A 23,225-nucleotide genomic window follows, 5' to 3' on the forward strand; every position below is an offset into this window, starting at 1 on the left:
CTTTTTAAAGGTAGTGATTGATCATGAACTATTGGCTTTTGATTGAAGTGAACCTCTTTACATTTGCTCAGATGATAAAACTATCTGTTCAATAAACATACAGAGACTGCGAAGGTGATTGGAGACTTTAATAGTGGTTTGTATTAGACAATTACAAAATTGATTTCATAGCAGGCGGTAAATGTCACCAACACTACTGCTAGTTGTTGAAGCTAACGAGCACTACTACCTATAGCGAACTGAGTAAGAAAACACCTATAAAAAGCAATAACTTAACACAGTAAAATTTGTGTCAAATATAGAACGAGTGAGATTGATAATTTTTTTTTCAAGAGTAGGATGCCGCCATCCTAAAAAAGTGGTGGTAATTATGAAATCTAACGCGCTTAAACTTGCTATTGTTGCAGGTCTTGGTTTGTCTTCTCTGACTGGTTGTATGGGTCAAATGGCGACGACTGGTTTGGTCTCTAAGTTCAACTTAGAAATCGTAGACAACCGTTACGGTCGTGAAGGTATGTTCCTGCTTCTTTCACCTGCTTACGGTATTGCGGGTGCAGCGGACCTGTTCATCTTCAACGCGATTGAGTTCTGGACAGGTACTAACCCAATTTCTGGCAAGTCGCCAGCGGTCGTTGATACACCGACTAAGAACTACATCAAAGTGAACGATCAGCTAGACAGCACACTGACAACAGTACCGCTGTCAAATAATTCTGATATTGACCACGCGACGATGCAGCAAATCGATGAAAACACGATGCAAATGGACATCTCGTACATTGATGGCACGACAAAAGTACTCCGTGGTGAAAAGTCAGCAGAAAGTGTTGCCTTCTACTTAGATGATGAGTTAGTTACTACGGTAGCAAACCAAGAGCTAGCGGATTACGTGACTGCAGCAAACATCTAATCAGTGTTGCTTAGTGAAAAGCCTCTGCCAATCGCAGAGGCTTTTTTCGTTGTGTCGCTTCAACCTGAAATGAGTTTACACTCGAGGGCAAGATAGACAGGCAGTGGAGTTAAACTGGAATGAACCAATCCAAAGTCCCAACGTATAAATGGCATTTTTAAATACGTTAGGCACTTAAAGTTGAGACAAGAAGATTTATCACGCGTTATCGAAATGGCGTGGGAAGACAGAACCCCATTTGAAGCCATAGAAGCACAATTTGGCATTGGTGAAGCACAGGTGATACAACTCATGCGCCGCAAGCTCAAGCCAGGAAGTTTTAAGTTATGGAGGAAGCGCGTCACAGGCCGAACCACTAAGCACCTCAAACTGCGAAATCCGAATGTGAGTCGCGGTTACTGCGTTTCACAATATAAGCCAAGGTAGCCCGGAGCCGGTACGATGCTCAGTTAGTGTGCACTCCTTGTCGCCCAGTATTTTCGTTTACGAGCCAATTTTCGATTTGGCTTATTATCGCTAACATCCTCGCGTCAAATAGCATAAGATACACGGCCTTAATTTAGCACTGAGCCACTTATCGTAATGACAGATAAAACACAGCAAGCGACATTTGCCGACCTTGGCCTTATTCCCACTCTAGTTGAACGACTAGAAGCGTTAGAATATCGTCAGCCGACACCGATTCAATCCCATACTATTCCTGACGTACTTGATGGAAAGGATATTGTTGGTGGTGCTAATACGGGGTCTGGCAAAACCGCTGCTTTCTCGTTGCCTATTTTGCAAAAGATTCTAGAGCAAGAAGAATCAAATCGTCGTGGCAACTACGTTTCTCATCTGATTCTGGTTCCGACTCGCGAGCTGGCATCGCAGGTGGCTTACAACGTAAAGTCATACTCGTACCATCTTAGAGATAAGATCAAAACCGTAGCTGTTTTTGGTGGTGTCTCCGTAAACCCTCAAATGCTGGCGCTTCGAGGTGGCAGTGACATTATTGTCGCTACTCCGGGTCGGTTACTTGATTTGGTTTCAAGTAACGCCATTAAATTAGACCAAGTTAAAACACTTGTTCTCGATGAAGCCGACCGTATGTTGAGCTTAGGGTTTACCGAAGAACTGAATAAGATTCTTGAGTTGCTCCCTAAGAAGAAGCAGACGCTGCTATTTTCGGCGACCTTCCCTGACAAAGTCACGACCTTGGCTCAGCACTTATTGAACGATCCAGTTGAGGTTCAACTGCAGAGCGCAGAGGCTAGCACTTTGGTACAGCGCGTGTTTAGTGTAAACAAGGGGCAAAAAACAGCAGTACTGGCCCATCTCATCAAACAACACAAATGGCGTCAGACGTTGATTTTTGTTAATGCTAAGAATGCCTGTAACCACCTAGCGCAAAAGCTGTCAAAGCGTGGAATCACTGCGGAGGTTTTCCATGGTGATAAAGGGCAAGGGGCGCGTACACGAGTTCTTGATGGGTTTAAATCTGGCGAGATCCAGGTTCTTATTGCTACGGATATCGCGGCGCGTGGCCTTGATATCGAAAAACTTCCGGTGGTCATCAACTTTGATCTTCCGCGTAGCCCCGCTGATTATATGCACCGAATAGGTCGAAGTGGACGTGCAGGGGAAGTAGGTCTGGGGTTGTCTCTCATCGATTATGATGATTTCCATCACTTCAAAGTGATTGAAAAGAAGAATAAATTCCAGCTTGAACGTGAACAGGTAGAAGGTTTTGAAGTCGAAGACGACCAGAGTGAAGCGTACTTTTTACCGATGAAGCCTAGAGCGAAACCGGCAGGAACGGGAAAGAAAAAGAAGAAGCGTAACCAGCAGAATACCTAATATATTCATCTGTTTATGTTAGGGAACCGTTGAAGTAAATCGAACGGTTCTTTTCAAATAAAAATAGAGCCCAGCGTGATCATTCAAGCTGGGCTCTATTGTTTTCTAACTGCGTATTATCGACGACCGCGAGGTGAGCGCTTTTTAAATGCTGATGCGGCTTTGGCCTGTGACTTCAAAATTGAGTCAACGGTGAGCTGCATTGGCTCTTTTGGCTCTAGGCCATGCGGGAAAGTACGAGCTCGCGGTGGTAAATTATACTCTTCAGCACTCGATCTCGGCATACGTTTGAAACGGTAAAGATAGAAGTTCTCTAACTTTTCTCGAGCCCATTCGGTTTTCTTTAAATACTTTACGCTACTCGCAATCGACGGCTTGGTGTTAAAGCAGTTAAATCGCATTGCAGTATCGAGAATGTCCCAGCCATAAAAATCCACCAACTCCTGCAACATTGTTTCTAGTTTTAGCCCATGCAGTGGGTTGTTTCGTTGCAGTTCGATTCTTTCTTCGTCAGTCATCATTTTAGTGGCCTTACTCATTAAAGGGCGGAGTGTAGCAAAGTATACCGAACAGAGATATCGATAGTTTATCTGTGTATCTCATACTAAAGTTATACTGGTTGCATATTTAATTGCGATGGATATCTCAGTTTAGGCTTGAACAACCCTTAAACTGTGCACGTATTCAAACGAAATAAGGATGTTCAGGTTATGAAACGCACTCTTATCGCGCTGCTGATGTTTATCGCAGGAAGCATAAACGCTCAGCCATTGATCAGCGTAGAGCAGATCGAATTGTCGCACAGTGGTGGTACCGATGCATGTGGCTGCCACTACAATAGAAAAACAGGGGAATACCACTGTCACACAAGAAAGCAACGCGGTGGCAGTTGCCCGCCGTAAGCAAGGAATTTCAATTTTGGCAAACAGCGAGAGACGGTCACTATACAAGGCTATTTAGTGCAACGCTTTACTTTGCGTCTATTATGGATTGTCATGGATAGAGCGTTGATAAGTTTTGCACTCAGCTTTAATTGTACATTTTCTAAGACTGTTAGTTTTAAGGGACAATTATGAAATCACCAACGTCAGTTAAAAAGCTGGAAGAGTTCGGCAGGGTCCAGTTGTCACCCAATTACTTTATGCGCGATTTTCTCTATTCGGAAATATCTCAAATAGAGCAAATACTAAATGTCCCGGATTATCCCGATGTCGCTATTGAGGCAGGAAGAAACCTTTGCTCTCGATTGCTGGAGCCTATTGCCAAAGAGTTGGGGCGAGTTTCGATACGATCAGGCTACCGCTCTCCAATAGTCAATGCCAAAGGCGCCGAAAATGGAAACCAATACAATTGTGCGAGTAATGAAAAGAACTTTGGCAAGCATATCTGGGACTATCGAGACAAAGAAGGCTGCTTAGGTGCAAGTGCATGTATTGTTGTTAATTCGTTTATACCTTATTACGAGGAAACAGGGCATTGGCAAGCGTTAGCTTGGTGGATTCATGACAACGTGCCAGACTACTCGGAAATGTATTTTTTTCCTAAATTGGCCGCGTTTAATCTTACTTGGAGTGAAAAACCGAAAAAGGTTATTAAAAGCCATATTACTGGTTCTAGAGGGTTATTAACCAAACCAAGCATGGCTAATTTTGTCGGTGACCACTCTAGTGAATATGCGGAGATGCTTAGCATGGTGAAGGCTTAGCTACGCCTAAAACAGCCAACGACACATTAGGTTTTTGCTTAAAGCTTTGCAATAAGCCCCCAGACTCCCACTGGTATGAGGGCTGAATGAGCATCAATCTAAGTCGTGCTCGAGTGCCTTCCAAGAGGAGGGCTCACCTTCTCTCGTTAGAGGAAACAGCGCTTTGTCTGGTTTGGCGTAGCTGAGTCTATGTAGCCTTTGCGTAACGTGATAGCTGTCTAAGCCAGAGATAGTAACGACATCCAGCGATTCTAAGTCAAGATAGCCATCGGGCATTTTCGCGCCTTCTGGAAATGAAAGGCTTAATACTTCTCCCACAACCATTTCAGTGTCGTTGCTTGCTATTTTGATGTGCTCAACGAGCTTTAGACCGATTCTTACGGGACTTTCTAACACAAATGGAGCAGGAAAGTGTTTCTCATAGTATGGCGTTAAGCCAACGGCATCAAACTCTGAAACCGACTTCGGATAGCGAGCGGAAGACTGGTGCGCTTGCTTGGCAAATTCAGTGGAAATCGAGTTGATTGTAAAATGTTGGGTTTCAAGAATGTTTTCTAGGGTGTGACGCTCGACTTTCCTCGGCCTCGTGATGAAGCCAAACAAAGGCGGGTGAGAGCCCAAATGAATGACCGAGCTCACCACTGAGAGATTCTCTTGACCTAACTTGTCGCAAGTGCCAATCAGGTTGGCACTTTTGAAGCCGGAGAGAGAATTGATCAACCTGGTTCGTTGATGCTTTTCCATTGCGGCGATGTCGCTTTGAGTTATCGTAATATTATCCATAGATATAATGGGCAGCGAGCACTGCCCTCCAATTATTTTGGCATGATAACCGTGTCTATCACATGGATAACACCGTTCTTGGCTTTTACGTCAGCCGCGACGACCGTCGCATTGTCGACCATGACTTTACTGCCCATTGTTTTAATCATGACATCTTGGCCTTGAACGGTTGTCGCACTGTTCAGTTTCACTACGTCGGCTGCCATCACTTTACCCGCCACAACATGGTAGGTCAGAATCGCAACGAGTTTGTCCTTGTTCTCAGGTTTGAGCAACATCTCTACGGTGCCGTCTGGTAGTTTGGCAAATGCCTCGTCAGTAGGAGCAAAGACAGTAAATGGACCTTTGCCTTTCAGCGTATCTACCAAACCTGCAGCTTTTACAGCGGCTACTAAGGTGTTAAACGAGCCGTTTTCGACTGCTACGTCGACAATGTCGGCTTTTTTCATTCCATGCTCGTGAGCCTGTGCGGGCATTAGAAATGAAAAAAGCGCGAACATAACTGTTGTGATAACCAAAACATGTTTCATCATGATGTATTCCTTTGAAAGATGGGGACAACGCACTCCCTGTTTGAAGTCTTCGGTTGTACGCGGGGTTGCGCGTTGGAGATCAGTTATGGTCATCTAATCGTACGTGACGTTGCAAAATACGCTGGCTCTCTTGTTTTACTTGGTCTAGTTTCCGCCATGACCACAACCTATCTCGCGCTTCCTTGGCTCGAGTCGCTAAATCAATGATTGGAGAAAGGTAACAGCTATCCAATTCAATTTGGTACATGACCGCTTCCATTTGGGTCATCTTCCATGGCTCAAATAACAATGGGGTAGGGACGTGTTTTAACTCAGGTAACCATTGTTTGATGAAAACACCTTCAGAATCGTGCTCTTGAGCTTGTTTAGTCGGGTTATATATTCGAATCGTGTTGGTCCCCGTGACACCAGCTTGCATTTGGAACTGTGGGTAATGGATACCGGGTTCAAAATCGAGGAACAGTTGCGCGAGATGCGTGACGCCCTCGCGCCAGTCCATATTCATATGATGAGTGAGAAAACTGACCAACATAGCGCGCATGCGAAAATTGATATAGCCAGTATGATGAAGACAGCGCATGCAGGCATCAATAAGAGGAATACCGGTTTGCCCTTGCTTCCAGGCGTTAAGCTTGTCGCGGTCGCTTAGGCAAGATTGGCTAAGCAGCGCATCGTATGCTTGATTGACACAGCGATACTCCATAGCAGACTCAGATTCGAACTTTTGGATAAAGTGACAGTGCCAGTGAAGCCGAGACGATAACGCAACTAAGCTGCGTCTAAACCCTTTGACTTGCCAATGGCCAAGGAGTTGTTGGTATAGCTCTCGTAGGGAGATATTTCCCCAAGCGAGGTAGGGTGAAAGGCGGGTACACGCATAACGAGAAGCGCTGGGGCTGGAAATGCTGCGGTAATATTCTTTGCCACGACGCTGGAAGAAGTCATCGAGTGTTTTCCATGCTAGTGTCGTCCCTCCTGTTTGTTGGCCTTTGGCTTTCTTGAGCCAGTGCTTGGGAAGAGTAAGCGTGTAGTCTTTTAAGTGCTCAAGGGTAAGCCAGTTCGCGTTTAGATCGAGGTGCGCAATGGGAGCACGCATGATGCGATCCCAATGTTTGTCCCACTCTTTTCTATTTTTGGCACCGCGGATTACTGCACCTTGTGGCGACTCAATCCAGGGAATATTGTGAGCTTGAGTCCAGTGGGCGACCTGTTTATCTCTCTGATAGGTGCAACTAAGGCCAATCTCTTGGTGAGAGTAGATGTTGGCGATTGAGTAGAGGGATTGGATCGCTTTAAAGCAACTGAGAATCTCACCACGTAAGATCGAAACTTTGCCACCATACGGCGCCAATTGTTGATTCATATCGACCAACGAGTGCGATACAAAGCGCCAATGACGTTCAGAGTAATGGGGATCATTGAGTAACAAAGGTTCAAATACGTACAACAATATCACAGGCAAATCCTGTTCAAGGGCATGTTGTAATGGCTGATGATCAGTCAGTCTTAGGTCGCGTTTTAGCCAAACGATATTAATGGATTGCATCGGATTCCTCTTCGGTTTCCGACTTTTACGTAAGTTAGGTTAAGAATCGTCACTTGGCTTGCTAAAGAGTGAATGAGCAAGCCAAATATTTACCTCAATGGGTGGATGGCTTTAGACGAACCCAAAGGCGTCCATCAATTGCAGATAGACCAATAGCGATCAGAGCCATACCGAAAAAGTGGATCATTTGTAACGACTCGTTGAGAAACAGAGCTCCAAGTAAGACGGCGGACACTGGCGCTAGCAGCGTCACCAATAGAACATTAGTCGCACCTGCTAGCTCGAGGATTTTAAAGTAGAGCACATAGGCAAACGCTGTAGAGATAAGCGCCAGTGCTGAAATAGCTAGCCAAGTTTGGCTGCTTACGGCTGATACATTTATCGGACCTTCTATATAGATAGCAACCGGAATCAGAATTAAGGTAGAGGCGGTGACCTGTCCCGCAGAGGTAACAACAGGGTTGATTCCCAGCTTTTTGAATCGACGACCATAAACTCCCGCCAAGGCGTATGTAAAAGCGGCACCCACAATGGCGAGTTGAGCCATAAGATTGCCTTCTCCGTTGAGCGCGGGTAAGCCAATCATGGTGGCAACACCGATAAATCCAATCATTACCCCCAACAGTTTCAGGGGCGTAGGCTTTTCGTCTGGCAAAAATAATCCAGCGACAAACACCGCAAAAATAGGGGTTGAAGCGTTGAGGATAGAGGCCAAGCCGGAAGCAATTTGGGTTTGGCCCCAAACAATAAGAGAAAACGGTATTACGTTGTTAAGTAGCCCTAAGCCGACAAAAGCAAACCAGGTTTCTCGCGATTTGGGCAGACGAATTCCAGTTGCGATGGCAAACATCCAAAGTGCGCAAGCTGCCAGTGCCACTCTTAATGTCACAATAGTGAGTGGCGGGAGATCGTTTACTGCGACACCGATAAAGAAGAATGAGCCACCCCAAAGCATGGAAAGCAACAGCAGCATTGCCCAAGTCTTCGAATCCATAGAGCGATTAATCGTGGCGTTCATCGGTATTTATTCCTTGTTTGTATCCTAGATTAAGGGGCTAGACGGTGATCTTTCTTTGCGAGTAGTAGACATGCAATTCGAGTCACAGAAACTCCAATCCTAGAGCAATTACTTGGTTAGGGAAGAAGTTTTTTTAATTATTTTATCGATAGTAATTCATGCTGGTGATAATTACGTAACCGATTGCCTGCCCCGTATTACGGGAACTGTCGTGATTCGCTAGGAAAATGTGGCGTTATTGTATGGAAATGTACATAAATGTAACCATTTGACTACGTACCATCTCCGATTATATTGACCAGCTATTGCTTTACACGGAGTTTGGCTGATCAAATGATTGCATATTTGTTGAAACGTTTGGCGTTAGTGGTACCGACGTTTCTTGGTATAACCATTCTAATTTTCGCGATTACGCGCTTTGTACCGGGCGGCCCGGTAGAAAGAATGCTGGCGAACATGCAGCCTCAGGGCGAGGGCACGGGCTCGGCGAGTATCGTCGGACAGAACTCTGCTTTGTCTGAAGAGCAGATGGCTGACCTCAATAAGTTCTATGGCCTCGATAAACCAGTCACAGAAGCTTACATTGATTGGTTGACTCGTTTGGCGCAATTAGATCTCGGTGAGTCAACGCGTTATTACGAGCCGGTGACAGATATGATCTTTGAGCGCTTGCCGGTTTCATTGCTGTATGGTGGCGTTACCTTCTTCGTCAGCTATTTCATTTCAATTCCTCTTGGTTACTACAAGGCGCTAAAGCACGGTAGCGTGTTCGATTCTGCGTCTTCTATCATGATTTTTGTTGGTTATGCCCTGCCTGGTTATGTGGTCGGCGTTTTGCTGATCACCTTTTTTAGCTACCACCTGGAGTGGTTTCCAATGGGGGGATTCGTTGATGAAGATTTTGACGATTTCACCACTTTATACGAGCAAGTCAGCGATATCGTCTGGCACGCGGTACTGCCCCTGATTTGTTACTTGATTGGTGATTTCGCGACCCTGACGATGACCATGAAGAACAACCTGATGGAAAACTTATCGTCTGATTACATCCGTACGGCGATTGCTAAAGGCCTTCCTTTCAAAGATGCGATTCGTAAACACGCGTTGCGGAATAGTTTGATTCCTATTGCGAGCCATTTCGGCAACTCACTGTTGTTCTTTATGACGGGCTCTTTCCTGATTGAAGTTATTTTCGACATCAATGGTATTGGTTTACTTGGCTACGAATCGATCGTAGAGCGAGATTACCCCGTCGTGATGGGCATCGTCGCGATCAACGCTTGTATTTTGTTACTGGGTAACATTTTGTCTGATGTCTGTGTTGCTGTTGTTGACCCTCGAGTGAAGTTTGGTGCCTAACATGTTGAATCTTAATCCTTTAACACTCAAGCAGATCAAACGTTTTAAAGAGATCAAACGTGGCTATTGGTCATTAATGCTGCTCTCTGTCATGTTGGTTATGTCCTTGGCCGCTGAAGTGCTAATCAACAGCAAAGCGCTGATGGTTAGCTATCAAGGGAGCTACTACTTTCCAGTATTTTCCGATGTCTATTCCGGTTCAAAGTTCGGCATGGATTACGCAAGTGAAGCGAATTATCGTGAACTACAACAAGAGTTTGAATACAACAACAATGGCGACTTTGTCATTTTGCCTGTGGTGCCTTGGAACCCTTATGAACAGGACTTTTCTGGCGATTATCCACCTAATGCACCAAGCGCGGAATCTAAGCATTACTTAGGTACTGACGTGATTGGGCGAGATATCTTGGCTCGTTTGGTTTATGGCTTTCGAACCGCGATGGGCTTTGCCTTGCTGACAATGGCGATTTCATATGCGATCGGCGTATCCATAGGCTGCGCTATGGGTTTCTTTGGCGGCAAGTTTGACCTTATCGTTCAGCGCGTGATCGAGACATGGTCAATGGTGCCATTCTTGTACGTCATCATGATTCTGGTCTCCATCGCTCAACCAACCTTTATGTTGTTCGTTTTGATCAATGTGACCTTTGGTTGGATGGGGATCACTTGGTACATGCGCACAATGACTTATAAAGAGTCAGCGAGAGAATATGTCATGGCGGCAAAAGCGCTGGGAGCCTCAACCACGCGCATCATTTTCAGACATATTCTGCCAAACACCATGGTCATGATTGTTACGCTAGCGCCTTTTACAATCGCGGCGAATATCACAGCGTTAACGGCATTGGATTACTTAGGTCTGGGACTTGTCCCACCAACACCAAGCTGGGGAGAGCTATTACAGCAAGGAAAGTCGAACCTGGATTCCCCTTGGATTGTATCGTCGGTTGTTATCGCCATTGTGTCGGTATTGGTGATGGTGACCTTTATTGGTGAGGCTATCCGCACCGCATTCGATCCGAAAAAATACACTTTATACAAATAATAATTAGGAAGTAGTGATGTTGAGAACAGGATTTATTGCATTGCTTATCAGCGCCTCTGCTCATGCAGAGTCGTTGCCCGAGAACTTGAATTGGAACACGAACTGGGAAGACCCTATTTTTGCCTCTCCAGATGCGAAAAGAGGCGGCACACTGCGAAACTCAATGGTTAGTTTTCCGCAAACGCTGCGCTCTGTCGGCCCAGACGCTAACTCCGGAATTCGCTACTATCTGATGGACGGTACACCTAAACTCGCCCAGCGCCATCCAAACACAGGCAATTGGATCCCACAACTCGCGAACGAGTGGGCTTTTGGCGATGACCAAAAAACGGTTTACTTTAAGCTAAACCCAACAGCGAAGTGGTCTGACGGGGAAGCGGTTACCGCAGAAGACTACCTATTCATGCTCACCTATTACCGCTCTAAGGACATTGTTGATCCTTGGTACAACGACTTTTTCCGCAACAGTATTGCGAAAGTGACAAAGTTTGATGACTTCACCATTGCGATTGAAATGGCAGAGCCAAAAAGTAACGATGAGTTGATGTCACTGCTTAATATGCCAAGCAACGGTGTTCAGCCGCGCCCAAAACATTTCTTTAGCAAGATCAAAGATGAAAATGGCGATGGCATGGATGACAACTATGTTCGTAAGTACAACTTCAAGGTAGAACCGACGACGTCTCCGTACTATATCGATAGCGTGAAAAAGGGCAAAAGCATCACCTTTAAGCATGTCGGTGCCGACTGGTGGGGCTATGAAAACAAGTACTATCAACATCGATTCAACGTTGACAAATTCCGCATCAAAGTGATTCGCGATAATGACATTGCGCGTAAACATTTTGAGAAAGGTAAGTTAGACACCTTTGGCGTAATTCTGCCGCATCTATGGCATGAAAAATCGAATACCGAACCATTTACAAATGGCTTTATTCATAAGTTCTGGGGCTTCAATCAGACGCCACAAGGGGCTGGTGGACTTTGGATGAATACGGCTATGCCAATGTTAGATGATATCAATGTTCGTAAAGGGGTCACTTACGCTACTGATTTCGACGGCATGATCAAGAATGTTTTACGTGGTGACTATTCACGTAAACCTCATGCCATGGGTTTTGGTCACGGTGCTTATGACTTAGCGTCGGCGACAGCGCCAGTGTTTGATCCTCAAAGAGCGGCGAACTACTTCGACCAAGCCGGTTTTGACAAAATCGGTCCAGACGGTATCCGCGTTAACGCGGCGGGCGAGCGGTTAAGTTTCAAAATTACTTACGGTTATACCTTCTGGACACCACGTATTGCCTACCTGAAAGAGCAGGCAAAGCAAGCAGGTTTAGAGTTTGAGCTAAATCTGGTCGATGGCTCTGCGGCATTTAAATACATCTTGGAAAAGAAACACCAGCTTGCGTTTCTTAACATGGGCGGCGGTGACATCCCGGCATACAAAGAGTACTTCCACTCTAGTAATGCTAATAAGCCGCAAACGAATAATCACACTAACTACAGTACCGTTGAGCTAGATAAAAAAATCGAAGCGTTTAAATCTGAATTTGACGTGGAGAAAAAACAACAATTATCACGTGATATTCAGAAAGACATCAGTGATGCGTTTGTCATTGTACCGGGCTACATGGTGCCTTACACAAGAGATGCTTATTGGCGATGGGTGAAGTTCCCAACCAATCCAATGACCAAAAAAACGGCTGCGTTATTTAACATCTTGGGAACCAGTAACTTCTGGATCGATACTGACCTTAAGAAACAGACGTTAGAGGCCTACAAACAAGGCAAGTCTTTTGAACCCGTGACCATTATTGATGACAGGTACAAGCTGCAATGAGTTCGGAAATCAAGTATATGCAAGACGAAACCGTACTCAGCGTGCGCGATCTCGAAGTCGAGTTCGACACAGATGATGGCTCAGTCAAGATCATCAAAGGCGTCTCGTTCGATGTAAAAGCAGGACAAACACTGGGCCTTGTGGGTGAGTCTGGTAGCGGTAAAAGCGTCACCTCGATGTCGATTATGGGCTTGCTGCCTAAGCCTTACGGCAAGGTAACCGCAGGGCAAATCCTATATCGTAACGACGACCTTACCCAGCTTCCAGAAGCTGAAATGTACCGAATGCGCGGTAATCGTATTTCGATCATTTTCCAAGACCCAATGACGGCGCTGAATCCAGTACAGACGGTAGGTAAGCAGCTAATTGAAGTGCTTGAGTTGCATCATCAGCAGATGACGAAACAAGAAAAAATAAATTACGCAATTGGCTTGTTGGAGAAAGTAAAAATTCCAATGCCTGAAAAGCGGTTTGCTGAGTACCCACACAATCTGTCTGGGGGCATGAGGCAGCGTGTCATGATCGCGATTGCACTCGCTTGTAAGCCAGATATTTTGATTTGTGATGAACCGACCACCGCGCTTGATGTGACAGTACAGGCTTCGATATTAGAGCTGATGCGCGAGCTCCAGGAAGAGACGGGGATGGCGATGATCTTTATTACCCATGATCTTGGTGTTGTTGCTGAGATTTGTGATGAAGTTGCGGTCATGTATGACGGTCGGATTGTAGAAAATGCCGGTATTTTCGATATTTTCGATAACCCACAGCACCCATACACCAAGCGCTTGTTGGCATTGATTCCTGATATTGATGTCGAGCCGAAACAAACCATTCAAATTAATCCGATTGATTTGACTGAGTTTCCTGAGTATCGAGGGGCTTAACGATGTCGGAAGTATTAAGAATCGACAATCTGAAACAGTACTACTACTCAGGTAAAGGGCTGTTTAAGAAAGGGTATGTCATTAAAGCGGTCAACGGCGTGTCGTTTTCGGTTGCTCAAGGAGAAACCTTGGGATTGGTGGGGGAGTCAGGTTGTGGTAAAAGCACACTAGGACGCACCATTCTTAAGTTGTTTGAGCCAACAGAAGGGCGCATCTATTTCGAAGGGCGCGACATCACCAAATTGTCGAGCAAAGAAATGCGCCCACTGCGCAAAGAGATGCAAATTGTTTTTCAAGACCCGCTGGAATCGCTTAATCAGCGTCATACAGTCGGTAATATTCTCGAAGAACCTTATGCAATCCATGGTATCGGCACCCGTGAAGAACGTAAGCAATGGGTTCTCGATCTGCTGGATAAAATTGGATTACCTCACTCTGCGGTCAATCGGTATCCGCATGAGTTTTCTGGTGGTCAAAGGCAACGTATTGGCATTGCGAGAGCGATTGCCTTGAAGCCTAAATTATTAATTTGTGATGAATCGGTATCAGCACTCGATGTGTCTGTGCAAGCGCAAATTCTTAACTTATTGCTTCAAATACAAAAAGAAATGAATTTGTCGATTATTTTTATTTCTCATGACCTATCTGTTGTGAAACACATTTCAGACAGAGTCGCGGTAATGAAAAAAGGCGAAATAGTCGAGATGGGCACAGCGAAGGAAATATATTCAAATCCTCAGGATGAATATACAAAAACGTTATTGGCAGCAATACCGATAACACACCCATCTCAACGAAATAATTTAAATAGAAGGAAACTAGCAAACCAAAACTAAAGGAAGTAAGACGGAACTAAATTCTAGAAGGACATTATGAGCAATAACTATTTATTACCAGCTTTATTGTTGGTAACCCCCTCGCTCGTTTTTGCGAATAATCTGCAAGAGGAGTGGAAGGATGAAAATCAAGACAGTCCTTGGTCGGGTTATGTGAGTGCAGATTACTCACGTAACGGTTACAAGGACAGTGCTTCGAATGCGAATCGCTCAGCTTCGGCGACGGGCGTTGTTCGCTATTCGTTTACAGATAAATCTCGCCTGCAGTTAGTGGTGTCTGGTTATCATCAGCAAGATGGTGATGTTTATGGCACACAAGGCCAGTTCTGGAATGACACTTCAATCTCATATGCTCGCAATGGGTTGTTTAAACCGACTGAAGGGTCGTCAATCAGTGGAGAGGTCAGGATGATTCTACCTACCTCAAAAGCGTCAAGGAGGAATGATTTAAAGCTAGGGACACGATTGAAATTACACTGGAGTGCCCCGTTTGATAATTGGTTAGACGGATTAACACTCAGTAATACCTTGCTACTTAGAAAGAATTTTCACGAGTATAAGACAGCAGGTGGTTATCAATTAATTGAATATCGATTGAGTAACCAGTTTTCAATTGATTACGCTTTTGCTGACGATTTCTATTTCAACATGTATGTAATGCCTAGGCAGTCTTGGGATTATAACGGTAATACGTTTGATCCGAACGTAATGCATGGTGAAGAAATAGGCTATCAAGTGACCGATGATATTTCATTGGCAGTGGGAATGACGAACGGAATAAGTTACTACGATCCTGAAAGGGGATCGAGTCCAATAAATGATCTCATCGATTTAAAGAAAACAACTTATTACGCGTTAATTAGCTATCAGTTCTAAAAGAAAAATAAATACAGGTGAAAAATGTTTAAACACGCATTAATTGCTGCCAGTATCGCCGCGATATTAACCGGTTGTGGTGCTGAAGACAGAGCATACGACACATACGAAAAACCAACTCAAGAGATCTCCGTTAAGTCTCTTGATACCGACTCACTTTGGATGTACATGCCTTCTACAGGCGAAGCGCCACGTTACGCACTAACGCAGCGAGGCTTCTTTCAAGGTGACCCTAAACTGGTGACATTACGTTTTGATGAATTCAACGGCATTTATGTTGAAGAGGTCGATCGTGACAAAGTTAATTCTGACGATCCAAGCCGTTGGGACTCGGAAATTAACCGTGCGCCAGTTTTGAAAATTCCTGGCGAGTTTCGCCAGTACCGCTGTGCTGAAAATGGCTATGGCGAGTGTACAAACAAAGAAGAGATAAACCGTGATGAAAGCCTATCATGGACGAAAGCGACTCACTTTGTGCCGAAATACGAAGAAATCAAAACCCTATCTCAAGACACTTTAAGCGCTTGGTATACAGCGAGTAACGTCACAGAATCCGCTGATCCGCGCCTGATTTCTTACGAATACAACCCTAAAGAAGGGGTGATCAACGTTGAGGTTGAACGTACCTTCACCGCAAGTGCCGAAGATCAGTACCAATTCGGCGGTGACTTACGTAACTTATCGTTCAAAACTCGATTCTTCTATTCGTTGGTTAAGCTAGATAAACTCGCCAGCGAAGACTACGAGCCAGTCTATTACCAGGGGTTAGACTCGGGTTACTTCGGTTTGTTTGCAGACCTTAAACGAGTAAAAAGCTCAACAGGTGAGAGTGGTGTACAGGGCTCGGAGTTCTCGTACATTAATCGCTTTAACCCGAAAAATGACACTATTGACTACTACTTGAGCGACAGTTACTTCGACCAAGGTAACGAAGAGTACCTACAGCTGACGATTGATACGATTAATCAGGTGAACCAAACCCTTGAAGACACGGGTGTTCCGAAAATTAAGATCGTGAACCCTAGTTCTAAGGCTGGCGTACAAACTGGTGATTTACGTTACAACGTTTTCAATCTGATTTCGGATCCGGTAGACAACGGTTTACTTGGCTATGGCCCATCCGCAACCAACCCGTTAACTGGCGAGATCATCCATGCTCATGTTAACCAGTATCTCGGTGTGATTCGCTCATCCAGCCGAAGAACATGGAATGAGTTGGCTATGCGCTACAACCGCCAAGAAATTGAAAAGTTAGAGCCGAAAGCAGACGTCGCGGCTGTTGATAATAACGATGGCGCTGTCGACAACGACGATGATGCAGTTGTGGCGGTCGCGGAGCGTACTGATGTCGATGACTTCGAAGATATGATTGCTGAAGACAGAGGCCCAGCACCTGATATTCCAGCATTATCTGAAGATGAACTTGGCTTTGTCACTGCAGGTAAGCTAACTGATGCGTTTCCTAATGCGGACACTGACTATCGATTCGATGTAGAAAACTCAGATTTAGCGATTCAATCATTTTACAAGCGCCAAGATATGCTTAAACGCTTCTCTGAGCAAAATGCTTATAGCTTGGACTTTATGTGGATGAGTACCCAGTCTAAGGGCTTGGTGAAAGGCATTGATTATCAAGAAGGCGATTTCTTTGTTGATGCTGACCAAACCACAATGAAGACGTGGGAAGAGTTAAATCAGGACCAGCAAGAAATGGCGAGCAATGCGATTTCAAAGCATATGTTTAAATCGACATTGATTCACGAGCTTGGTCACAATCTAGGTCTACGTCACAACTTTATGGGCTCAGCTGATAAGAATCACTTCTACACCGTAGACGAGTTAGCTGCTCGTGGTTCATCGGATAAGCCAGCAGCGTACAGCTCAATCATGGACTACGGCGCGTCTATTTTTGATGAGCTACTTACATTTGGTAAATATGATAAAGCGGCTTTGCGTTTCGCATATGGTCGAGAGCTTGAGCTAGAAGAGCCTGCACTCGCGACCAACAGTAAAGGTGAGCAAGTTGCGGACTTGGACAGCACTGGCGTCCAAAAACGTAAAGTCATTTCGTTGGCTAAGTACGATAAAGAGATGACCGAAGACTACAAAGCGTACCCGACTGGTATTATTTCGCATATTAGAGCGAATGCCGATGCCGAAGGTTTAACGGCGCCGCTGGTTAATTACCGTTTCTGTACTGACGAGCATACGACCACTAACTTAATGTGTGATCGTTTTGATGAAGGTACAAGCCTTCAGGAAGCGACTGAGTATCGTATTCAACGTTATAAAGACAGTTACCAAACAATGAACCGCCGTAATGGTCGTCAAAACTTCAACCCGTATAATCAGTACCAATACTTCTTATATCGGATGCAAGAGTTCCAACAAATTCGCGATATCGTGGAAAATGTCGGTGAAATTGACCACATGTTTGCGCGCTATATAGGTGCAGATACGGTCAACAACCGAGGTGCGGTGTTCAAAGAGATCGCAGAAACCAACTGTCTAATTGGTAATACCCCGATCCCACTTGAGCAGTTGTCATCGTCTCTACGACCAATCTGTGATACGTACAATGCAGCAACTCTAGCGGCGGACTTCTTTATGGAAGTGCTGAAGACTCCTGAAAAGGTCTGTGAACTAGAGGAGGTAGTCACTCAAGAAGGGTTTGAGAACCGATACCGCTTTGCACCATTATCTGATCTATGGCAAACCTACCAGGGCGCAATGTCGACAAATCGCGATGTACCGCTCACTTGTTATGATGAAGAGTTGGTAGAGGTACTTAAAAACCAGTCAAATGAGACTCTCGTTCGTTCTGAAACACGTGATGGTAAAATTTGGTCTAGCCTTAAAGCCAATAACCCTTACCAAAATTCCGCATCTTCCGTGGATCTGTTAGGGATTTGGCCTGATAAGTTACTCGCAGCACAGATGCTTGTACGTCGCGACACTCCGTTTATGCAAACAGAGAACTCAAGCCTTGCGTTAATTGATATGTCTGATTACGCGTCTCAGATGTACGAATACTTGTCTGAGCTGACAGGCGCAGATGTACGACAAGCTATTTTCGTTGATAAAGACGGTGAGTATGTTGAGACCGTATTGGCTTACAAGCCATCGCTTAGTGCAGAGATTGAAGCAACGTCAAGTTACCTATGGCCAATGAAACGTTACTTCAGTTTAGGTGGTGATGAAGGGCTCTATCAATGGACGGAGGGTGAGTATCAAGACACTAAAGTACCTTACTTTGGCGTATTGCTAAAAAACATAAATAAGTTCAGTCGTATACGTGAGTACGGATTGTCTGATGCTGCGTTAGGTTTACGTGATGCAATCCATATTAACTATGCGACACCGAGCAGTGTTTCTGAAGATGATATTCAGTTTAGATGGAAAGGCGTTAACTACTCAATAAACAGACGAAATGTTCTAGCGGAAGCTGTTGCGTCTCGTGCTCTGTACAAAGAAGATCAGACAGAGCAAGTTGCTAAATTGGAGAACTTACCTTACCGGATGCGTAGTGCCATTCTGATGTTTAAAGACTTGCGTGATAAGCATGAAGCAAAAATCATGGCGGTCGGTGATAAGGATGCGCTAGAGATACTTCGTGATACACCAATCGGGTTCCCACAATTCTCGATGTTTAGAAACCAGTTTGAAGAGTATGAAGTAAACGGTAAAAAGTGCTTAAGGTTTAAGTCGGAAGACGAAACGGAAGAGCAGCGCTTGCGTCGTAAATGTAACTCAAAAGCGAATCTAGAGTCGGTAGTGAACTCAATCTTCAAATTCGAAGAAGAGGAACATGAGCTACTTTTCAACAACGCTCAAGCGTTTGGTAACCTAGTCGCGGACAACAACAGAATTGCTTCGTACGAAGCAAGACAAGAAGTGTACGACTTTGATCCTGAGCTACTTAGACTGTGGAGTTCAAGAGAATACTTGACGTATCGCCGAGCATTCGAGCAGTTCCCTAAATATGATTACTAAGTGCTAATAAACCATACCGGCTATCTTTTTTGATAGCCGGTTTTTTTCATATAAAAAATTTGTAGAATAAGGTTAATTAAAGCTGCATCGATCGCAAAATATATGATATACAGATATATCTATCATTTACATCATAGATGGCAATATAAGCTAACGGTTGTACTGTGTGCGTGTATGGATAAACACAGACACAGAAAGAATTGCGTGTGAGAAGGACCTATGACAAAACAGAAATTAGTTATTGTAGAAGATGACCCAATTTTAAGAGAAATGCTGCAAGAGTATTTCGAGAGCCAGTCATTTGATGTGGTCGCAATTTCTGATGGCAGTTCAGCGGCTGAGCAAATTCTCTCTATTCGCCCCGATATCGTGTTACTCGACTTAATGTTGCCGGAAGTAGACGGGTTGACGATATGTCGTCAGATCCGCAACCAATTCAATGGCAAAATCCTCATGCTTACCGCCAGTGACGACGATTTTGACCATGTGGCGGCATTGGAAACCGGTGCCGATGATTTTATCAGCAAACCTGTAAAACCTAGGGTGCTACTGGCTAGAATTCGAGTGCTGCTCCGTCGTGGCTCTGATTCATCGAGTGCAGAAGAGCACAGTAACGAAAACGAATTGAATTTTGGCAAGCTGACGCTGAATAAGCTCACTAAGGGCTGTGTATTCGATGGTAAGGACATTGCGATTGCCGAGAGCGAGTTCGAACTGTTGTGGCTATTGGCGTCCTCACCAGAACAAGTGTTGTCACGTAACTTCCTGACTCAGCAGCTACGTGGTGTTGAATATGACGGAATTGATCGTTTTATCGACAATAAAATTGTTGTATTGCGTAAAAAATTAAATGACAACACCGTACCGCCGAAAAAAATTATTACCGTAAGAGGAAAGGGGTATTTATTTGTACCAGAACGTTGGTAATAAAATAAACGCTCTACTAATTAATGCGCCGAATTTATTTTGAATACCTGATAGGGTTGACCATTATCTTTTTGGTCAGCATTTATTCTTACGCCTTTATTGTTTATAAACTTGGCACCGACTACGAGTTTATTCTTCGCGATCACCAAGCTGAGGCTTATCAGCAATTGATTGGAGTGATCTCAGAATATAAGAGTGAATCGGAAACAGAGCAGCTCCTCCAGCAGTATGCCAGCAAGACTCGGCAAAATTTGCGCATCGTGCCCTTTGAATCTGCACCTAACCAAGTGCAGCGCATTTTGGCAAAAGCGGAAACCAACATTTACTATCATGACGAAGACTTCCTCTGGTTTCGATTGGAGGGCAGTGACTCGCTATACGAGTTAAGTGATGATAAAGAATCGTTCTTAAGACAAAAGATTAAATTTGAAAACCGCCTGATTTGGGTGTTTGCTATTACCGGGTTTGCACTGAGTGGTCTTTTCTTAGTGTGGCGTATTAAACGTCGGTTAAATAACTTAGAGCAGGTCACGGTTGCATTTGCCAATGGCGATTTGCATAAGCGAGCATCTGAGAAGAACAGCATTAAACTCGGCACGCTTAATCGCAGCTTTAATGTTATGGCGGACAAGATTTGTGATTTGATTAACAGCAATAAATCTCTGACCAATGCAGTTGCTCATGAATTAAGAACACCGATATTCCGCATTCAATGGCAAGCAGATATTTTAAGTGATTTTGAATTGCCTGCACCGCAACGAAAAGCCGTCGCTCGGATTATCGCCGATACCGAAGAAATGGAAGATATGGTGGATGAGCTATTGTATTACGCTCGTCTTGAGCGAGGTGGCTCCGAGCTAGTTAAACAACCGATAGACGTAAATGACTGGCTGGAAGAAAGGTGCAGTATTTGGCGCAAAGAAACAGAACTGGAGTTGATTAGTGTTGACGCTAAGCTGCCAACGGCATTGTACGTCGACGTTAAACTGTTTAATCGTGCCGTTGATAATATCGTGCGCAATGCGTTTAAATTTGCCGACAGTAAGATTGTTATCGAAGTTTGGGCAAACGATGAAGAAGTTGTTGTCGAAGTTCACGATGATGGCAAGGGCGTTGAGTCTGAGCATTGGCCGTTTCTGTTTGACCCTTTCTACAGTGCCAATGCCGCGAGAAACAAAGGAAAAACCGGGCATGGACTCGGTTTGGCGATTGTTAAGCAAGTCTGTGACCGCCACAATGCGCAGGTATCTGTTGGTGACAGCTATCTCGATGGTGCGTGTTTTACCCTTACTTTTCCTAAACCAAAACGTCTCTCAGAATAAATAGCGATTGGTACTGCAAATAGGTCTGCGTACTAGTATTGAATGGCCAGAATTGAGAGTTGTTTGAACATAACGACTCTTATTTCAACGATTTGCATACAAAATACAAACAGGGCATTATCTCTATAGTTGCTTAAACAGTGTGAGGTTTACTATGGATATTTTAATCGAGCAAGAAGTTGCCCTTCATCAGCCTGATGTTCGTCATAATAAACAAGAAGTCGCTCGATTGGTCCATCCCTCATTTAGAGAAGTGGGTAAGTCTGGAAGGAGTTTCGATTTTGATACCATCATGGAGATGATGGCAGAAGAAAAAACCTCACTGGGCCATATCCATTCTCAAGATTTTGAAATCATTCCCCTAGAGCCTTCCACTCATCTGCTTCTCTACCGTACGGCATGGATTGATAAGTTGGGCACGAAAGCCCACTTTACCAAACGCTCGTCTATCTGGAGTTTTAATGGGGAAAACTGGCAACTGAAATATCATCAGGGAACACCCTGTGAAGAGTTTGAGCTAGTGACTTAATAAACCAAGTCGTAAGGAGCCGATATGAACGTAGCAGTAGTGTTAGGGACCTCCAAAACGGACGGTAACACCCGCCGCTTAGTGAATGAGTTTGTTAACCACTCAGGCGCGGCCCTTTTTGATTTGTCTGACAATGACATCTCCTATTATGACTATGAACACCGCAATCGCATGGACGACTTTATTCCACTCATTATTGAATTGAGCGAATTTGATCATATCGTGTTTGCGTCACCTGTGTATTGGTATTCAATGTCGGCGCAATTGAAAGTCTTCTTTGATCGATTGTCCGATCTCCTGACCATAGAAAAGCAGCTCGGTCGTCGTCTCAAAGGTAAATCCATCTCGGTAATTGCAACTGGGTTTAACACTGAATTACCGGATTGTTTTATCCAGCCTTTTATGTTGACAGCGAAATACATGCACATGGAATTTACGGGTTGGACGTATGCCGCGATCCAGCAAGAAACCGATCTTGCCGCACTAGGCGCGGTGGCAGAAATGGCAACTCACAAAGTACATTAAGATGACAAGGACAGTCTATGAAGACAGCGTTGGTTACTGGTGGCTCGAAAGGAATTGGATTGGAAACGGTATTGAGATTATTGCAATCCGGCTATCAGGTGATTACTTGCTCAAGAAACCAAAATGATTGGCTTGAGCAGTGTCGTATCCATCCCGAATTAGATAAAGTTGATTACCACTCATTGGATATCGCCGTAGAATCGCAGCTTGATGATTTTTTTGCTTCTATTACCGAACGATACGGCCAATTAGATGTGGCAGTGAATAATGCTTCGCCAGCCATCGCTTCTCGCGGGCAGTTTGATAGTGTCGACTTTGCTGCATTGAAAAGTACCTTAGATGTTGATTTTTGGTCTCAGGCGTATTGCTTGAAAAGAGAGATTGCTTTGATGCAAAATGGCGGAACCATCGTCAATATAAGTTCAGTAAATGGCCTACGTCCAACGCCAAATGCCGCAATGTACAGTGCGGCGAAGCATGCTCTTGAGGGATTGACGCGTTCAATTGCGTTGGAGAGCATCGAGAGAGGTATTCGTATCAATGCGGTGGCTCCGGGAGTAACGTGGACACCACGCTGGCAAGAACGTCAAGCAGAGGAGCCAGAGATCAAAGAGCAAGTTTCTCAAGTCGTACCTGCAAAACGTTTTGCAGAGGTCGGAGAGGTGGTCGATGCGATCGAATTTCTACTCTCTAGTCAATCCAGTTATGTCGTAGGTCACACCCTAGTTGTTGATGGGGGCTTATCCCTC

22 protein-coding genes are annotated in these 23,225 nt (G+C 44.6%); 17 read left to right on the forward strand and 5 right to left on the reverse strand.

Features of this window, described 5'->3' with window-relative positions; all coding sequences use genetic code 11:
- Window positions 1-370: 370 nt before the first annotated feature.
- The 3 genes from RH45_RS17875 (at window position 371) to RH45_RS17880 (ending at window position 2,749) form a co-directional block, all read left to right on the forward strand.
- Complete coding sequence (locus RH45_RS17875; protein WP_008079857.1) at window positions 371-910, forward strand: DUF3332 domain-containing protein; 540 nt, start codon at window positions 371-373, stop codon at window positions 908-910.
- A gap of 180 nt (window positions 911-1,090) precedes the next feature.
- The gene (locus tag RH45_RS23025; RefSeq protein WP_071986195.1) at window positions 1,091-1,336 is read left to right on the forward strand and encodes a TIGR03643 family protein; all 246 of its coding nucleotides are present in this window, start codon (window positions 1,091-1,093) and stop codon (window positions 1,334-1,336) included.
- A 156-nt stretch (window positions 1,337-1,492) separates the two neighbouring features.
- Entirely contained in the window at window positions 1,493-2,749 is a 1,257-nt protein-coding gene (locus tag RH45_RS17880) for a DEAD/DEAH box helicase (RefSeq protein WP_008079860.1), read from the forward strand.
- Window positions 2,750-2,865: 116 nt separating this feature from the next.
- Here RH45_RS17880 and RH45_RS17885 read toward each other — a convergent pair whose 3' ends face one another.
- A complete protein-coding gene (locus RH45_RS17885) occupies window positions 2,866-3,270 on the reverse strand; it encodes a VF530 family protein (RefSeq protein ID WP_039958888.1) in 405 nt (134 codons plus the stop codon).
- A gap of 189 nt (window positions 3,271-3,459) precedes the next feature.
- Here RH45_RS17885 and RH45_RS17890 point away from each other — a divergent pair, with 189 nt between their 5' ends.
- Together RH45_RS17890 and RH45_RS17895 are read left to right on the forward strand one after the other, a co-directional pair.
- Complete coding sequence (locus tag RH45_RS17890; RefSeq protein WP_008079862.1) at window positions 3,460-3,651, forward strand: YHYH domain-containing protein; 192 nt, start codon at window positions 3,460-3,462, stop codon at window positions 3,649-3,651.
- A 170-nt stretch (window positions 3,652-3,821) separates the two neighbouring features.
- Complete coding sequence (locus RH45_RS17895; protein WP_008079863.1) at window positions 3,822-4,454, forward strand: hypothetical protein; 633 nt, start codon at window positions 3,822-3,824, stop codon at window positions 4,452-4,454.
- 93 nt (window positions 4,455-4,547) lie between these two features.
- Here RH45_RS17895 and RH45_RS17900 read toward each other — a convergent pair whose 3' ends face one another.
- The 4 genes from RH45_RS17900 to RH45_RS17915 form a co-directional block, all read right to left on the reverse strand.
- Entirely contained in the window at window positions 4,548-5,237 is a 690-nt protein-coding gene (locus RH45_RS17900; protein ID WP_008079865.1) for a flavin reductase family protein, read from the reverse strand.
- A gap of 32 nt (window positions 5,238-5,269) precedes the next feature.
- Window positions 5,270-5,770, reverse strand: a complete 501-nt coding sequence (locus RH45_RS17905) for a fasciclin domain-containing protein (RefSeq protein WP_008079867.1) — start codon at window positions 5,768-5,770, stop codon at window positions 5,270-5,272.
- A 79-nt stretch (window positions 5,771-5,849) separates the two neighbouring features.
- Window positions 5,850-7,316: a cryptochrome/deoxyribodipyrimidine photo-lyase family protein gene (locus RH45_RS17910; RefSeq protein WP_008079869.1), complete on the reverse strand. Its 1,467-nt coding sequence runs from the start codon at window positions 7,314-7,316 to the stop codon at window positions 5,850-5,852.
- A gap of 94 nt (window positions 7,317-7,410) precedes the next feature.
- A complete protein-coding gene (locus tag RH45_RS17915; protein WP_008079871.1) occupies window positions 7,411-8,334 on the reverse strand; it encodes a DMT family transporter in 924 nt (307 codons plus the stop codon).
- Window positions 8,335-8,667: 333 nt separating this feature from the next.
- Between RH45_RS17915 and RH45_RS17920 the strand changes: the two genes are divergently transcribed.
- The 12 genes from RH45_RS17920 to RH45_RS17975 all read left to right on the forward strand — a co-directional run.
- Window positions 8,668-9,693, forward strand: a complete 1,026-nt coding sequence (locus tag RH45_RS17920; protein ID WP_008079872.1) for an ABC transporter permease subunit — start codon at window positions 8,668-8,670, stop codon at window positions 9,691-9,693.
- 1 nt (window position 9,694) lies between these two features.
- A complete protein-coding gene (locus RH45_RS17925) occupies window positions 9,695-10,738 on the forward strand; it encodes an ABC transporter permease (RefSeq protein ID WP_008079873.1) in 1,044 nt (347 codons plus the stop codon).
- A gap of 16 nt (window positions 10,739-10,754) precedes the next feature.
- Complete coding sequence (locus tag RH45_RS17930) at window positions 10,755-12,581, forward strand: extracellular solute-binding protein (protein ID WP_008079874.1); 1,827 nt, start codon at window positions 10,755-10,757, stop codon at window positions 12,579-12,581.
- Window positions 12,582-12,598: 17 nt separating this feature from the next.
- On the forward strand, window positions 12,599-13,468 hold the full coding sequence (locus RH45_RS17935; RefSeq protein ID WP_086027043.1) for an ABC transporter ATP-binding protein: 870 nt from the start codon (window positions 12,599-12,601) through the stop codon (window positions 13,466-13,468).
- Window positions 13,469-13,470: 2 nt separating this feature from the next.
- Window positions 13,471-14,304 carry an ABC transporter ATP-binding protein gene (locus RH45_RS17940; protein ID WP_008079876.1) on the forward strand — a complete coding sequence of 278 codons (834 nt, stop codon included), beginning with the start codon at window positions 13,471-13,473 and terminating at the stop codon, window positions 14,302-14,304.
- A 36-nt stretch (window positions 14,305-14,340) separates the two neighbouring features.
- Window positions 14,341-15,180: a hypothetical protein gene (locus RH45_RS17945; RefSeq protein ID WP_008079877.1), complete on the forward strand. Its 840-nt coding sequence runs from the start codon at window positions 14,341-14,343 to the stop codon at window positions 15,178-15,180.
- A 24-nt stretch (window positions 15,181-15,204) separates the two neighbouring features.
- The gene (locus RH45_RS17950; RefSeq protein ID WP_008079878.1) at window positions 15,205-19,173 is read left to right on the forward strand and encodes a zinc-dependent metalloprotease; all 3,969 of its coding nucleotides are present in this window, start codon (window positions 15,205-15,207) and stop codon (window positions 19,171-19,173) included.
- A gap of 219 nt (window positions 19,174-19,392) precedes the next feature.
- Window positions 19,393-20,100 carry a response regulator gene (locus tag RH45_RS17955; protein WP_008079904.1) on the forward strand — a complete coding sequence of 236 codons (708 nt, stop codon included), beginning with the start codon at window positions 19,393-19,395 and terminating at the stop codon, window positions 20,098-20,100.
- A gap of 23 nt (window positions 20,101-20,123) precedes the next feature.
- Window positions 20,124-21,422 carry an ATP-binding protein gene (locus RH45_RS17960; RefSeq protein ID WP_008079914.1) on the forward strand — a complete coding sequence of 433 codons (1,299 nt, stop codon included), beginning with the start codon at window positions 20,124-20,126 and terminating at the stop codon, window positions 21,420-21,422.
- Between the two features lie 154 nt (window positions 21,423-21,576).
- Window positions 21,577-21,951, forward strand: a complete 375-nt coding sequence (locus tag RH45_RS17965; protein WP_008079915.1) for a nuclear transport factor 2 family protein — start codon at window positions 21,577-21,579, stop codon at window positions 21,949-21,951.
- A gap of 24 nt (window positions 21,952-21,975) precedes the next feature.
- Complete coding sequence (locus RH45_RS17970; protein WP_008079916.1) at window positions 21,976-22,476, forward strand: flavodoxin family protein; 501 nt, start codon at window positions 21,976-21,978, stop codon at window positions 22,474-22,476.
- Between the two features lie 17 nt (window positions 22,477-22,493).
- The coding region (locus RH45_RS17975; RefSeq protein ID WP_008079917.1) for an SDR family NAD(P)-dependent oxidoreductase at window positions 22,494-23,225 on the forward strand (732 nt) is incomplete at its 3' end.

This window comes from Vibrio sinaloensis DSM 21326 (assembly GCF_000189275.1).
Taxonomy (GTDB): domain Bacteria; phylum Pseudomonadota; class Gammaproteobacteria; order Enterobacterales; family Vibrionaceae; genus Vibrio; species Vibrio sinaloensis.